Raw genomic sequence first — 13,795 nt, forward strand, 5'->3', positions numbered from 1 at the left:
CAAGCCCTTGGTGGGGGCATGCCTGCTCCCGCAGGTATCAAGTGACCTTGAAGCCAGCGCTGCACCTGTGGGAGCGGGCATGCCCGCGAAGGAAGCAACGCGGTGGATGGCACCGGCGCTGCCGGTGTTCGCGGGTGAACCCGCTCCTACCAAGGGGCATCCCGCCGCTGCGCCCTACACCTTCCGCGGCCGACCCGCTACAATCGCGCCCCTCCCCCGTAGCCTCCAAGGATCGCCGATGTCCGGCCTTGAACTCATTGCCGCCGTCCTCGGCGTAACCGCTGTCTGGCTCACGGTCAAGCAGAATGCCTGGTGCTGGCCGATTGGCCTGGTCATGGTGCTGATCTATGGCTGGCTGTTCTACGAGGTAAAGCTGTATTCGGGCATGTTGCTGCAACTGGCCTACGCCATCCTGCAACTGTACGGCTGGTGGCAATGGAAACGCCCCGACCACGTTGAGGACGCCCGCCAGGTCTCCCGCCTGCAACGCCCGGCACTGCTCACCGGGCTGGCCGCCGGAGCGCTGCTGAGCGCCGCCTTGGGCGCGGCCATGGCCAACTGGACCGATGCCGCCCTGCCCTGGCTGGATGCCACCCTGACCGGCTTCAGCCTGGTGGCGCAACTGTGGATGGCGCAGAAACGCCTGCAGTGCTGGCCACTGTGGGTCGTGGTCGACATTATCTATGTGGGCCAATACCTGCATCAGCAGCTGTATTTCACTGCGGGCTTCTTCGCCGTGCTCACCCTGATTGCTGTACGCGGCTGGCTGGAATGGCGCCGCGACCCGGCGCTGGTACAGCCATGAATGCGCAGCAAGCAATGAAAGTGCTGGTACTGTGCGGCCCTGAATCCAGTGGCAAAAGCTGGCTTAGCGGGGTGATCCAGGCACATTTTGGTGGCGTGGTGGTGGGCGAGTACGTGCGCCATTTCATCGACCAGCAATGCCGTGACACCTGCTACGCCGATATTCCCGCCATCGCCCGAGGGCAACTGGCATGGGAGGACCGTGCGCGCGAACAGGCGCCACCGCTGCTAATTCTGGACACCCACCTGCTGAGCAACATGCTCTGGAGCCACGCGCTGTTCGACGACTGCCCAACCTGGCTGGAAGAAGCACTGCTGGCACGGCGTTATGACCTGCACCTGTTGCTCAGCCCGCAAGGGGTGGACTGGATTGCTGATGGCCAGCGTTGCCAACCCGACCTCAACGATCGTCAACGCTTTTTCGACGACAGCCTGGCCTGGCTGAAGCGGCACAACCAGCCGCGCCAAATTCTTGATGGCAATTGGCCGCAACGCCAATTGCTGGCCTTGAAATCGGTTGCTACGCTACTTGGTCGCGATGCGCCATCCTGCCCGACCGAGTGTTAAACCACTGATACATACCGGTGGGGCAAAGCCCCCGAAATTGTGGGGCTTCCCCCCGCCACGGGGCCAGTGTCAAGCGCGTGAAACACACTTGCAAAAACCCTTCCAATCAAGGCCACTGCTGCCTTTGCCGGCAACGCTCAAGACAGGCTGTTTCATGCATGAGACATACATGCGCCGCATTTTGTCAGCCTCTTGCCCTAACTATCTGACCTGAAAAGGATTCTAAAAAGCGGCACACCTTCTGCTCTGTCGTTCGCATCGCTGACCAGGGCCAAAGAAGGAGTTTCCGCCGTGAGGAAGAGTGACAAACGCCTCTATCACCTATTACTGGTGGGTTGTGTACTGGGGTCACTAAGCCTGACGGCTCAGGCGGACAAGGGGATCATCATCATCAAGCGCGATGTGCAGGTGCGCAACGCGACCATTCCGCCCCTGATCCCAGACCCAAGCCCTACCACCGTCAATGCCAACCCGTCGGCCCACGTGCTCAAGCAAACCAACGAGCTGAGCGATGGAGACTTTGCCAGCGTCAGCAGTGGCGCGGGCATCAGCAACATGATCACCCAACAAACCAACAACCTGGGTGGCAACCTCGGCAACCAGAACCAGCTTCCCAACTTGGCAGGCGGACGTGGCACTGGGTCGGGTAACGGTATCTCGAACATGGTCAACTCAAGCGTGCAGCGTGGCCTCGCGCCGCTGCAGATTCTGACCGGCGGGGGCAAGTGAGATGAAGCGCACACTGCTGATGCTGGCCGCCCTTTGCACTGCACCGGCCTTCGCGCAATCCCTGGTTCCCGTCATCAATAACGCTGATATCGACAGCTCCGGCAGCCGCTATCAGGGCAACCTCTCTGTCAACCAGGCCGCTGGCGACAAACAGCAGCAGGTCAATGCGCGTGCCATCGCCGTCGGCCCCGAAGCCCATGCAAGTACCCAGATCCGGCAACGGCTCAACACGCCCGCCGACCCCGCGATGGACGCCCGCTCGACCATCCAGGGTAACGCGTTCAGCAACGGCAGCGGCGCCCTGGGGGTCAACCAGAGTGCAGGCGCCAACACCCAGCAAGCCAACGCACTGAACATCAGCATTGGTGCGCAGCCGCAAAGCATCGACGACAGCGTCCTCATGCAACAGAACGTGGCGCTGATCAACAACTCCGGAGCAACTGACATTCCAGCAGGCTATCGCCAGGTCACCACCAGTGACCAGGCCTTCACCGGTAGCCGTGGGGTGATCCAGTTGAACCAGAGTGCCGGGGTGGGAAACCGAATGGCCAACACCTTGAGCATCCGGGTCGCGGATTGACCCTGCAGTTAAGAACGACACTTAACCTAATAGCGTACGGAGAATCACCATGAAACCCTCGATGGCAATCAAGCCTCTGGTTTTCGCAATTGCTGCGGTCATGGCTGTTGCTGTACAAGCTGGGCAAAATGATCGGCGTAATGACCACCATAACGGCCACCACAACAATGGTCAGCACACGCCTCCACCCACCAAGATCCCTGTGTATGCAACGGCCAATGCCTGGGATACCCAAACCAGCACGCATAACCGCATCACCAACCAAGGCACCATCAACGATGCCGAGATGAGTGACTCTGGCACCGGCTCCAGCGGCAACGTTGGCATAAACGTGGCGGCCGGTAACGGCAACCAGCAAGATAACGCCGCCGCCATTGCCAACGCAGGCTCCGACTCGAGCCTGGACAACAGCTTCGTGTTCGGCATGGCCAATGCCACGGCTGACGTTGTACAAACCAGCAGAAACAACCGGGTCGACAACTATTCGACCCAGTCTTCGGCTGTGATGAGCGGCTCAGCCAGCGGGGCTGAGGGCAACATTGGCATCAACATTGCCGGTGGCGACCTCAACCAGCAGAAAAACACCATGGCCATCGCCAACACCGGCGCCCCGTTGGGTAACGCCACCGCCACCGCTTCGGCCAATCAGGACGGCCCAGGCCTGATTGTAAACAACAGCGCTGACCGCACCTACCGTGTGGATACGATTACCATCACCAAGTCGGCCAGCGGTTCAAGCTCGCGTGATGGCTCGTTCAACTCGACCGACGACCGCAGCTCGTCCTCGAGCTTCAGCCTTGCCGGTGCGCAAAGCGCCAGCTCCAGCGGCTCCAGTGGCTGGAACTCCAACGGCTCGCAATCCAGCAACGCCAGCGGCTCCCACAACTCGAGCGCAAGTGGCTCGAGCGGCTGGGGTGCCAGTGGCTCTGCCAGCGGCAGCCACAGCGCGTCGAGCAGCGCCAGCCTGTCGGCTTCGCTGGACGCTGCAGCCAACGCCACGAGCACCCATACCACCGACTATGGCCGTTACGAGCGCAGCCACTCCAACTCCTTCGATGGTTCGCTGAGTGCGTCGCTGGATGCATCGGTCGACAAGTCGCACGAAAGTGCATACGACTCGTCGTTCGAGAAAGCATTCGACTCCAACTACGACAAGTCGCATCAATCGGCGTATGACAAGTCGAAAGACTCTTCGTACTCCAAGTCGCACGACTCTTCGTACGAGAATGCTTCAGCGTCCGATTTCTCGAAGTCTGGCGAGCAATCGAAACAATCCTCGAACGACGTTTCGAAGAGCTACAGCGAAAGCAGCGCTTACGACTTGAGCAATACTGTGTCCTTCCAAGTGCTGACCCCGACCGGCTGGGCCAACCCAGTTACCAACACTGCAACCCTTAGCGGTTCGGTGAATGGTGGCAGCGGTAACCTGGGCGTGAACGTGGCAGCCGGTGTGGGCAACCAGCAAAGCAACTCGCTGGCCATCTCCAACACCTCGTTCTGACCGCTGTGCTTGAGGCCCCCTTCGGGGGGCCTTTCTTCAACACACCGTAAGGCACCCGATCATGCGTATTTTCGCCTTGGCGTTTTTGCTGTGCCTGGCCAGCGTGAGCGAAGCTGCACAAATGCCCCTGTCCGTCCTGCCGGGCGGCGCCGTGGTGTTCAAACCGATCCAGAGCTTGCGTGAACGCAAGTTCGCCGACCTGGTGCAACAAAAGACCGACTTCAGCTGCGGCGCCGCCGCGCTGGCAACCATCCTGCGCCAGGCCTACTGGCTGGATGTGGACGAACATCAGATCATCGAAGGCATGCTGGCCCACGCCGACCAGGACCTTGTGCGCACGCAAGGCTTCTCGATGCTCGACATGAAGCACTACGTCGAAAGCCTGGGGATGCGTGCCCGCGGTTACCGGGTGGCGCCCGAAACCCTGCAAAGCGTGCGTATTCCCGTCGTGGTGCTAATGGATGTGCGCGGCTACAAGCACTTCGTGGTCATGCAGAAAGTCGACAAAGGTTGGGTGTACATCGGTGACCCAGTGCTGGGCCACAAACGATACAAGGTCGACGATTTCCTCAAGGGCTGGAACGGCATCATCTTCGCGGTGATCGGCCAGGGTTACGACAAGAACAACATCCTGCTCGACCCGCCCCTGCCACTGACCGCCAAGGGCCGGGTGAACAACTTCACCCCCGTGCAGGACTCAGAGCTGCTGGACTTCGGCTTCATCAGAAGCGACTTCTTCTAACGACTGTTCTAATGACAAGGAGCATGATGCTCCAGGGAGCATTTCATGAAGACTTCATTGTGGTTGGCCATGGCCTGTCTGGCAGCCAGCCTGCCCAGTCACGCAGAGGCATTCAAACCCATCGAACTGAAGGACCAGGAGCTGGCGAACCTTCGGGGCCGCTATGTGATGCCCGGACGAATCGTGAGCTTCGGTATCATCATGTCCAGCACCTGGCAAAATGCCAAAGGGGATGTGATCGGGGCAACGTCCACGCTGCAGGTTCAGCAATCGACCATCAAGCCCCAGTTCTATGTATCGATGATTGATAAAAAAGGCGCAGGTACAGCGCCGAGCAGCGCTTATGCTGCCGGGACTGGCGTGGTAACGGGCGGCAACGGCCTGACCACCACCGAAGGTGTGACCCAGGTGGTGCGTGCAGCCGGTGACAACAACGCCGCTTACAACAACGTCGATATCAACGTGACCAAAGCCAACCAGGCCCCCGCCGTACAACAGCACGGCCAGGTACTGGCCGCCGGCCAGACGCTGGTCGGGGAAAATGGCGCCGGCGCACTCCGTGTGTCTTCCAGCGGTGTGGGCGTGCAGCTCAACATCAATGCCAGCAACAACCAGGGCAGCAGCGTGCAACGCCTGGCACAGGGTGGCCTGCTGCAGAACTCGACGCTGCTCGGCAACGGTAACCTGGTCAACAACGTCACCAGCCTGAACGTTGTCATGCGTGAGAGCGTGCCTACAGCGGCGTCGCTCAGCGGTAGCCTCGACCAGCTCAAAGGTCTTCGCACCTTCGGATACTGATCTACGCTCAGTCTCATCGAAAGTAGTTGGAAGGGACGGCAACTCCATGTATCGATCTTTTACGCTCAGAGCTTTTGTGTGCTTGACTGCCTTGGCCCCAGCCACAGCACTTTACGCAGCCGCCGACCCGCAGGTCGAAGCGCTGAAACAGGAACTGATTGAACTCAAACGCCGCTATGAGGCACAGCAACAGGCACTGATGGTGCTGGAGCAACGTGTGCGCCAGGTCGAGGAGGCCCCTGCTGCAGCGCCGCCCAGACGCCTGGTCAGGTCTCCCGCCGAGGGGGTAAAAGGTGCGCAAACCGTCGCTTCCGGGGCTCCGGGCACTACAGGTAGCTCCTACGGCCAGGCGCTGACGGCCGACTCCCAGCCGGCGCAAAGCGTTACCAACCTGTATGACGAAGCCAGCGGATTCTTTGGCGGGGGCAAGTTCAGCTTCGAAACCGGCCTCACCTATACCCATTACGATACCCGTGCGCTTACCCTCAATGGCTTTCTGGCACTGGACTCGATCTTCCTCGGCAGCATCAACCTCGACCGGATCAAGGCTGACAACTGGACCCTGGACATGACCGCGCGCTATAACCTGGCGCAGCGTTGGCAGTTCGACATCAACGTCCCCGTGGTCTACCGCGAGTCCACCTATTCGTCTGGCGGTGCAGGAGGTGCCGGGGCAACCACTTCCGATGCCAGCGTGACCCGCGACCCGCAAATCGGCGATATCAACGTCGGGGTGGCCTATAAATTCCTCGACGAGGACGAAACCTGGCCGGACGCTGTGGCTACCCTGCGAATAAAGGCACCGACCGGCAAGGACCCCTATGGCATCAAACTGCGCGAGGTGGACGGCAACAACAACCTCGCGGTACCGGAAAGCCTACCGACTGGCAACGGTGTATGGTCGATCACACCGGGCATCTCGCTGGTCAAGACCTTCGACCCGGCCGTGCTGTTCGGCAGCCTGTCCTACACCTACAACATGCAAGACTCGTTCAGCGACATCAGTCCGCAGGTGAACAGCAAGGTGCCGGGTGACGTCAAGCTTGGCGACTCGTGGCAGATCGGCGGCGGCATCGCCTTTGCCCTGAACGAAAAGATGAGCATGTCGTTCTCGGTATCCGACCAGTTCGCCCGCAAGAGCAAGATCAAACCTGATGGCGGCGACTGGCAATCGATTTCCAACAGTGACTACAACGCCGCCAACTTCAACATTGGCATGACCTTCGCCGCCAGCAAAAACCTGACCATCGTGCCCAACCTGTCCATTGGTCTGACCGATGATGCACCTGACTTTTCCTTCAGCCTGAAATTCCCTTATTACTTCTGATAGTTGCCATCGACCGGGACCGTGTGAACGGGCCCGGCTTTGGTTACCAGCCTTGTAAACGACCGCCTTCCCTGGCCTGGCCTGTTATCATCAAGCACAGATGCATGACGATTTAATGGCAAAAGGGAAGTTTTTGTGATGAGCCTGTCCGACCACCCACGCACCCGGCTTGCCGCTTTGGCGGCCCTGGTGTTGGTGATCCCACTGGGTACGCGCGCCATGCTGGGTTGGTCCAACCCGTTCGGCTACCTGTCCGACCTCGCCCTTGGCAGCCTGTTGATCGTGCTGCTACACCGCAGGCCGTGGTGGCTTGCGCTGCCCGTGCTGCTGGCCTGGGCCGCGCTGTGGGTGGCCTCGGCCGAACTGGTGAGCGCAGTGGGCCGACTGCCCACCAGCGCCGACCTGAACTACCTGTTCGACCCGCAATTCATGGAGAATTCAACCGGTGGCGGCCTGGCCCATGCCTGGCTGCCCTGGGCCCTGGGTGGCGGCTTGCTGGCCTGGCTGGCCTGTGCGTGGCGCAGCCGTGCACAGGCCAGCCAGCCACTGCCGCGCACGGCCTGGGCCATACCTGTACTGCTGTTTGGCGCGCATTGGGGCAGCCAGCAGTTGCTACCTTCCGATGCCGACCAGTGGCGGCAATACAACCTCCCTCACCAGTTGATGTCTGCCGGGGTCGGTAACCTGCAACGCCAGGTCGAAGGCTGGATGGGCCGCACACAAACCTTCACCCCGCTCGCCAGCAGCGGCCTGACTCAATCCGACCTGCATGGGCAAAGGCTGCTTGCCGGCCCGGGAAGCGCCCGCAACTTGCTGGTGATTACCATGGAAGGCATCCCGGGCGCCTACCTGCGGCCTAACCGCCAGGCGCTGAACAGCCGTTTCAATGAGGACTTGATGCCCAGGCTCAGCAAGTGGGCCGAGCGCGGCATGAACACCCCAGACTACGTGCTGCACACCCACCAGACCATCCGTGGCCTGTATGCGATGCTGTGCGGCGATTACGACAAACTGGCCAATGGCACGCCCAAGGGCGTGGAACTGCTGACCCAGAACGAACGCAACCAGGCCTGCCTGCCGGCACAATTGCGCCAGGCCGGTTTCACCACCCACTACCTGCAAGGCGCGGGCCTGCGCTTCATGGCCAAAGACCGCATCATGCCGCACATCGGTTTCGATTCAGTGCATGGCCAGGAGTGGTTCAGCAACAAGAACTACCTGAACTTCCCGTGGGGCAAGGATGACCGCGCGTTCTTCGAAGGCGCCCTGGGCTATGTGGGCCAGTTGCAGAAGCAGGACAAGCCATGGATGCTGACGCTGCTAACCGTGGGCACCCACCAGCCCTATTCGGCGCCGGCCGAGTACCTCAAGCGCTACGACACACCGAAACAGGCAGCGGTCGCCTACCTGGATGACGCGGTCGGGGCATTTCTTGACAACCTCGAGCGCCAGGGCGTCCTCAAGGACACACTGGTGGTGCTGACTTCCGACGAATCCCACGGCATCGATGGCGTGCGCCTGGCCTCGTCCTGGGGCTTCAACCTTACCCTGGCGCCGGAGCAGGCCCAACTGCCAACCATCAAGCGCGGCACTTACGGCCACATCGACCTGGCCACCTCGCTGCTCGACTACTTCGCACTGCCCATTCCTGTCGCGCTTGGCGGTCGCTCGTTGTACCGCGACTACGACAGCGGCCGCGAGATGATCTCCTACACCAACGGCATGCTGCGCTACCACAACGGCCAGGGCCTGTTCACCGAATGTGACTTCCAGCAGCGCTGCCGGCGTTATGCCAGTGAAGGCTTCATCGCCGACCAGGCCCGCTACCTCGGTCCGGCCGACAGCCTGCTGGGCCAGCAGATCAGCGCCCTGGCCGGGGTGCTCGACCAATCCTTGCTGCAAACCCCGCTCAACCTGCGTTACCAGTTCGGCGGCCCTTCGCCGATCAAGTTGCGCAAGCGCATTCACGATGACTGGGCCGACAACCTGATTGGCGCCCAGTACCTGGAAATGCCGGGAGGCTCGCACACCCGCGTGCGGGTCAAGGTACGCTCGCTGGACCCCAAACGTGCGGCCTATATCCGGCTCAAGGCCAAGCAGTTGGAACAAGACGTGCCGCTGGGCCTGCCAGAAGAGGTGAAGGTTACCGCCGACGCGCCCCTGGAGATGGAGTTCAGCTTCGACAACCCGACCGAGCGCAAGGCGTTTTCCTTCCATTTGCTGGGCTATGGCGGCGGCAAGGTAGAAGTCAGCGATTTCAGCGTGATCACCGCCCTGCCTGGCGAGGATGACGGCGCCGATGAACTGGCCGAGGGGCATATCGCCCATTCGGGCTAAGCAGGTACCGCTCATCGCCCGGCCACCGGTGCCTGTCGATTCGACCCGGCCGTAGTCGACCAAGGTGTGAATCCCCAGTAAGGAGACAGCACCATGAGCACCAGCGAAAGCAGGCACCCGGTGGTTTCCCGCAGCCAGTGGCTGGCGGCTCGCCAGCAACTGTGGCTGCACGAAAAAGCGTTTACCCACCACCGCGACGCGCTAGCCGCAGCCCGTCGCGCCCTGCCATGGGTAAAGGTCGAACAGGATTACCGCTTCTTCGGGCCAAACGGCGCGTTGAGCCTGGCCGACCTGTTCGCAGGCCGCAGCCAGTTGCTGCTTTACCACTTCATGTTCGCCGAGGGCTGGAGCGAGGGCTGCCCTGGCTGCTCTTTTCTGGCCGACCACTTTGACGGCGCCAACCTGCACCTGGCACACCACGATGTGTCGCTGGTGGCGGTGTCACGGGCGCCGTATGCCGAATTCCAGGCATTTCGCCGGCGCATGGGCTGGCTGTTTCCGTGGTATTCATCGAATGGAAGCGACTTCAACGAGGACTTTGGTGTCAGTGTCGGCCGCGAAGGCCAGCGCCAGTATAACTATGAGCCGTATGAGGGTAATGAAAGCGAGCTGCCCGGCTTGAGTGCGTTTTTCCGCGAAACCGACGGCAGCGTGTACCACACCTACTCGACCTAGGCCCGCGGGCTGGACATTCTGGTCAACACCTACAACTTCCTCGACATTGCGCCACTGGGGCGCAACGAAGGTGGGACCATGGACTGGGTGCGGCACCATGACCGCTATGAAGGGCAAACGGAAAAGCCTCACTGCTGTCACAGATGATGCAGGCGACACACGCACCTGTGGGGGGTAACTGTCCTGCTCAACACTTGAAGGCCTGCGCAGTCGCCCGTAGGAGCGGGTTCACCCGCGAAAGGGCCGGGCCTGCTGGCCAATATCCCTGGCCGTTCACCGTTACCGCCGCCACCGTATTCGCGGGTAAACCCGCTCCTACACAGATCGGTGGTGGACACACATCGGGGGTTGGACACAGGCCGCCGTAGGAGCGGGTTTACCCGCGAAAGGGCCGGGCCTGCTGGCCAATATCCCTGGCCGTTCACCGTTACCGCCGCCACCGTATTCGCGGGTAAACCCGCTCCTACACAGATCGGTGGTGGACACACATCGGGGGTTGGACACAGGCCGCCGTAGGAGCGGGTTCACCCGCGAAAGGGCCGGGCCTGCTGGCCAATATCCCTGGCCGTTCACCGTTGCCGCCGCGACCGTATTCGCGGGTAAACCCGCTCCTACACAGATCGGTGGTGGACACACATCGGGGGTTGGACACAGGCCGCCGTAGGAGCGGGCTTACCCGCGAAAGGGCCGGGCCTGCTGGCCAATTTCCACCCGCCGTTCACCGTTGCCGCCGCTACCGTATTCGCGGGTAAACCCGCTCCTACACAGATCGGTGGTGGACACACATCGGGGGTTGGACACAGGCCGCCGTAGGAGCGGGTTTACCCGCGAAAGGGCCGGGCCTGCTGGCCAATATCCCTGGCCGTTCACCGTTGCCGCCGCCACCGTATTCGCGGGTAAACCCGCCCCTACGCCTGATCGGTGACGGACGCACATCGGGGGGGACACAGGCCATCGTAGGTGCGGGGTCACCCGCGAAAGGGCCGGGCCTGCTGGCCAATATCCCTGGCCGTTCACCGTTGCCGCCGCCACCGTATTCGCGGGTAAACCCGCCCCTACGCCTGATCGGTGACGGACGCACATCGGGGGTTGGACACAGGCCATCGTAGGAGCGGGTTCACCCGCGAAAGGGCCGGGCCTGCTGGCCAATATCCCTGGCCGTTCACCGTTGCCGCCGCCACCGTATTCGCGGGTAAACCCGCTCCTACGCCTGATCGGTGACGGACGCACATCGGGGGGGGGACACAGGCCATCGTAGGAGCGGGTTCACCCGCGAACACCGGCGGAGCCGGTGCCATCCACTGCGTTGGTTTCTTCGCGGACATGCCCGCACAGAGACCTCGATCTGTCAGGCTCGCACACCCAACATCCCGCGCTCGACGATAAAATCGATCACCGCCTGCAACCCCTCGCCCTTCTTCAGGTTACTGAAGGTCCAGGGCCGCTGCGGCCGCATGCGCCGGGTGTCGCGCTCCATCACTTCCAGTGAAGCCCCGACATAAGGCGCCAGATCGGTCTTGTTGATCACCAGGAAGTCAGACTTGGTAATGCCTGGGCCGCCCTTGCGCGGGATCTTCTCGCCCTCGGCCACGTCGATCACGTAGATGGTCAAGTCGGCCAGCTCCGGGCTGAACGTGGCGCTGAGGTTGTCACCGCCGCTTTCCACGAAAATGACTTCGAGGTTACCGAACTTGCGCGCCAGCGCTTCGACCGCCGCCAGGTTCATCGAGGCGTCTTCACGAATGGCCGTGTGCGGGCAACCGCCGGTCTCCACGCCGACGATGCGCTCCGGCTCAAGGGCGCCGGCCTCGGTGAGAATACGCTGGTCTTCCTTGGTATAGATATCGTTGGTAACCACGGCAATCTGGTAGTGATCGCGCATGGCCTTGCACAGCGCTTCCAGCAGTGCGGTCTTGCCAGAGCCGACCGGGCCGCCGACACCGACGCGCAGGGGTTGTTGATAGCTTTGCATGCAGGCAGTCCTCAGGAACGGAACAAACGGGTGTATTGGGTTTCGTGACGCGATGAAGCGATGGCCAGCAGCGGCAGGCCGCCGCCGAGCTGGTCATCGCCCAGGGCCAGCGCCTGGTCCAGTGCAGCGGGCAAGTCGGCGCCAAGGTCGCGCAGCAAGGTCTGGGCAGCCTGCTGGCCGAACGGCACCAGCTTGACCCCGGCCATGACCGCACCCTCCAGCCAGGCAAAGCCATGGCCCAATGCCAGTTGGCGCAACGGGATGGCCCAGTGCGCGGCCAGCCAGGCCATGCCACCCAACTGGGTCAGCTCAAGGCTGGTGCGCCAGGCCGGTGCCTGGCCCAGTTGCCAACCGTCGAGCAACCGCGCCAGCGCCGCGCCGCGCTGTTGTTCTTCCAGGCGCAGCTCGGCGGTTTCGCGGTTGGCCAGCAAGAACCGGCTCCAGTGGTAGAACGCTTCGGCGTCCTCGGCCTGGCAGGCGTGATACAGGCGCGCCAACACCGGCCAGTCAAGACAAGCCAAGGTGTCGTGAAGCTGCTCACGCTGCCAGCTGGCAAAGCTGTCCACGCCGCGAACCCAGCCGGCCTCGACCGCCCACTCCAGACCTTGCGAATAGGTAAAACCACCCACTGGCAAGCCGGGGCTGGCCAACTGCAGCAGGCGCAGCAGCGCCAGGTCGCTGTTCATCAACCGGCCAGCACCAGCGCGGCGCCGGCCAACAGGCCACCGCCAAAGGCCTTCTGCAGGCCGCTGTGGCGGCGCAGCAGGCAACCGATTGCAAAGCCTGCCGCCAGCAGCAAGCCGCTGACCGCGACAAACCCCGCGCTGAATTGCCAGAAAGCGCTCGGCGTGGCTTCCACGCCATGGGCCCAGCCATGGAACAGGGCGAACACCGGCATGGCCATGGCCAGCAGCAACTGGCGGCTCGGCAGCAGCACCGCCCCGGCAGCCACCAGCAGCGACACGGCAATCAGGGTCTCCATGCCCAGCACATCGCCGAACAGGTGACCGCACACGGCACCACCGAACATGGCCGCCAGGGTCGCCAGGGGCAACGTCAAGTTGCGCCGGGTCAACGCGGCGAGCACGCCGGTGCCCAGCAGCATAAGCAGGTGATCGAGCCCGGTCAGCGGGTGCAGCAGGCCGTCCTGCAGCGGGTTGCTGTCATGGCCTGGATGGGCGAAGGCTGGCAGTGCCAGCATCAACAGAAACAGGGCGAAAGTCTTTTTCATCGGTTGCTCCAGGGCAGTTCAGGAATGGGCAGGCAGGCGAACGAACGGATGATCGTGGCCATGGGCATGACTGTGGCTGTGGCCATGCGGTGCACTTTGGTAAGCACCCGCTTCAGGCTCGAACGGGGCCTGTTCGGCCTCTACCGTCAGGCCCAGCCCCCGCAGCATGTCGTCCAGCACATGGTCGTGCTGGAAGCGCAACAGCCCGGGTTCGATCTGCAGCGGCACATGGCGGTTACCCAGGTGGTAGGCGGCGCGGGCCAACAGGTGTGGATCGGTACAGCGCACCGTCGACACCGCCTCGGGCGCCGCCAGCACGCGGATCAGCTGGGTGCCCTCGGCATCGGCCAGCAATTCACCTCCGCGCAGCAGGTGGCCGCGCTCCAGCATCAGCCCGGCTTCGCGACCATCGTCCAGGGTTACTCGCAGACGGCTCTTGATACGGCTGTCCACGTCAAGGGTCACAGTGCCACTGACAACCCGCGTGCCGGGTTCGGAGATACGGCGGTTCAAGACAATCATGGGGGGCTCC

At 62.3% G+C, this 13,795-nt stretch carries 13 protein-coding genes and 1 pseudogene; 10 read left to right on the top strand and 4 right to left on the bottom strand.

Translation table 11 applies throughout. The annotated features are described in order from the left end of the window. Nucleotides 1-238 precede the first annotated feature (238 nt). From pnuC to INQ47_RS04345, 10 genes and pseudogenes are all read left to right on the top strand, one after another. Nucleotides 239-805, top strand: coding sequence for a nicotinamide riboside transporter PnuC (gene pnuC, locus INQ47_RS04300; RefSeq protein WP_209966434.1), 567 nt, complete (start codon nt 239-241; stop codon nt 803-805). Beyond that, complete coding sequence (locus INQ47_RS04305; protein WP_404701184.1) at nt 802-1,371, top strand: AAA family ATPase; 570 nt, start codon at nt 802-804, stop codon at nt 1,369-1,371. The genes pnuC and INQ47_RS04305 overlap by 4 nt, the downstream gene beginning before the upstream one ends. 291 nt (nt 1,372-1,662) lie before the next feature. Next, a complete protein-coding gene (locus INQ47_RS04310) occupies nt 1,663-2,100 on the top strand; it encodes a hypothetical protein (RefSeq protein WP_252458522.1) in 438 nt (145 codons plus the stop codon). A gap of 1 nt (nt 2,101) precedes the next feature. After that, nucleotides 2,102-2,680 (top strand): adhesin, encoded by a 579-nt coding sequence (locus tag INQ47_RS04315; protein WP_084850764.1) that lies wholly within the window; start codon nt 2,102-2,104, stop codon nt 2,678-2,680. 49 nt (nt 2,681-2,729) lie between these two features. Then, nucleotides 2,730-4,181 carry a heme utilization protein gene (locus INQ47_RS04320; protein ID WP_404701185.1) on the top strand — a complete coding sequence of 484 codons (1,452 nt, stop codon included), beginning with the start codon at nt 2,730-2,732 and terminating at the stop codon, nt 4,179-4,181. Between the two features lie 61 nt (nt 4,182-4,242). Then, nucleotides 4,243-4,923: a C39 family peptidase gene (locus tag INQ47_RS04325; RefSeq protein ID WP_252458519.1), complete on the top strand. Its 681-nt coding sequence runs from the start codon at nt 4,243-4,245 to the stop codon at nt 4,921-4,923. Between the two features lie 45 nt (nt 4,924-4,968). Next, nucleotides 4,969-5,721, top strand: a complete 753-nt coding sequence (locus INQ47_RS04330) for a hypothetical protein (protein WP_404701186.1) — start codon at nt 4,969-4,971, stop codon at nt 5,719-5,721. Between the two features lie 46 nt (nt 5,722-5,767). Then, nucleotides 5,768-7,048 (top strand): hypothetical protein, encoded by a 1,281-nt coding sequence (locus tag INQ47_RS04335; RefSeq protein ID WP_404701187.1) that lies wholly within the window; start codon nt 5,768-5,770, stop codon nt 7,046-7,048. A gap of 135 nt (nt 7,049-7,183) precedes the next feature. Then, nucleotides 7,184-9,385: an LTA synthase family protein gene (locus tag INQ47_RS04340; RefSeq protein ID WP_404701188.1), complete on the top strand. Its 2,202-nt coding sequence runs from the start codon at nt 7,184-7,186 to the stop codon at nt 9,383-9,385. 93 nt (nt 9,386-9,478) lie between these two features. Continuing rightward, nucleotides 9,479-10,207, top strand: a pseudogene (locus tag INQ47_RS04345) (DUF899 domain-containing protein). Between the two features lie 1,201 nt (nt 10,208-11,408). Here the strand turns inward: INQ47_RS04345 and ureG are convergent. Genes ureG through ureE form a run of 4 tightly spaced genes read right to left on the bottom strand, consistent with a single transcriptional unit; the run spans nt 11,409 to nt 13,785 of the window. After that, nucleotides 11,409-12,032, bottom strand: a complete 624-nt coding sequence (ureG, locus tag INQ47_RS04350) for an urease accessory protein UreG (RefSeq protein ID WP_209966451.1) — start codon at nt 12,030-12,032, stop codon at nt 11,409-11,411. A gap of 11 nt (nt 12,033-12,043) precedes the next feature. Next, nucleotides 12,044-12,718 (bottom strand): urease accessory protein UreF, encoded by a 675-nt coding sequence (locus INQ47_RS04355; RefSeq protein ID WP_209966453.1) that lies wholly within the window; start codon nt 12,716-12,718, stop codon nt 12,044-12,046. Continuing rightward, on the bottom strand, nt 12,718-13,263 hold the full coding sequence (locus tag INQ47_RS04360; protein WP_021782341.1) for a HupE/UreJ family protein: 546 nt from the start codon (nt 13,261-13,263) through the stop codon (nt 12,718-12,720). The genes INQ47_RS04355 and INQ47_RS04360 overlap by 1 nt, the downstream gene beginning before the upstream one ends. 18 nt (nt 13,264-13,281) lie before the next feature. Then, complete coding sequence (ureE, locus tag INQ47_RS04365) at nt 13,282-13,785, bottom strand: urease accessory protein UreE (protein WP_021782340.1); 504 nt, start codon at nt 13,783-13,785, stop codon at nt 13,282-13,284. Nucleotides 13,786-13,795 lie beyond the last annotated feature (10 nt).

Source organism: Pseudomonas sp. 3HC3 (genome assembly GCF_044904505.1).
Taxonomy (GTDB): Bacteria; Pseudomonadota; Gammaproteobacteria; order Pseudomonadales; family Pseudomonadaceae; genus Aquipseudomonas; species Aquipseudomonas putida_Y.

Bases quoted from the DNA above. Each gene is read 5' to 3' on its own strand.
- pnuC (WP_209966434.1), top strand. From the start codon at position 239: ATGTCCGGCCTTGAACTCATTGCCGCCGTCCTCGGCGTAACCGCTGTC.
- INQ47_RS04305 (WP_404701184.1), top strand. From the start codon at position 802: ATGAATGCGCAGCAAGCAATGAAAGTGCTGGTACTGTGCGGCCCTGAA.
- INQ47_RS04315 (WP_084850764.1), top strand. From the start codon at position 2,102: ATGAAGCGCACACTGCTGATGCTGGCCGCCCTTTGCACTGCACCGGCC.
- INQ47_RS04320 (WP_404701185.1), top strand. From the start codon at position 2,730: ATGAAACCCTCGATGGCAATCAAGCCTCTGGTTTTCGCAATTGCTGCG.
- INQ47_RS04325 (WP_252458519.1), top strand. From the start codon at position 4,243: ATGCGTATTTTCGCCTTGGCGTTTTTGCTGTGCCTGGCCAGCGTGAGC.
- INQ47_RS04330 (WP_404701186.1), top strand. From the start codon at position 4,969: ATGAAGACTTCATTGTGGTTGGCCATGGCCTGTCTGGCAGCCAGCCTG.
- INQ47_RS04335 (WP_404701187.1), top strand. From the start codon at position 5,768: ATGTATCGATCTTTTACGCTCAGAGCTTTTGTGTGCTTGACTGCCTTG.
- ureG (WP_209966451.1), bottom strand. From the start codon at position 12,032: ATGCAAAGCTATCAACAACCCCTGCGCGTCGGTGTCGGCGGCCCGGTC.
- INQ47_RS04355 (WP_209966453.1), bottom strand. From the start codon at position 12,718: ATGAACAGCGACCTGGCGCTGCTGCGCCTGCTGCAGTTGGCCAGCCCC.
- INQ47_RS04360 (WP_021782341.1), bottom strand. From the start codon at position 13,263: ATGAAAAAGACTTTCGCCCTGTTTCTGTTGATGCTGGCACTGCCAGCC.
- ureE (WP_021782340.1), bottom strand. From the start codon at position 13,785: ATGATTGTCTTGAACCGCCGTATCTCCGAACCCGGCACGCGGGTTGTC.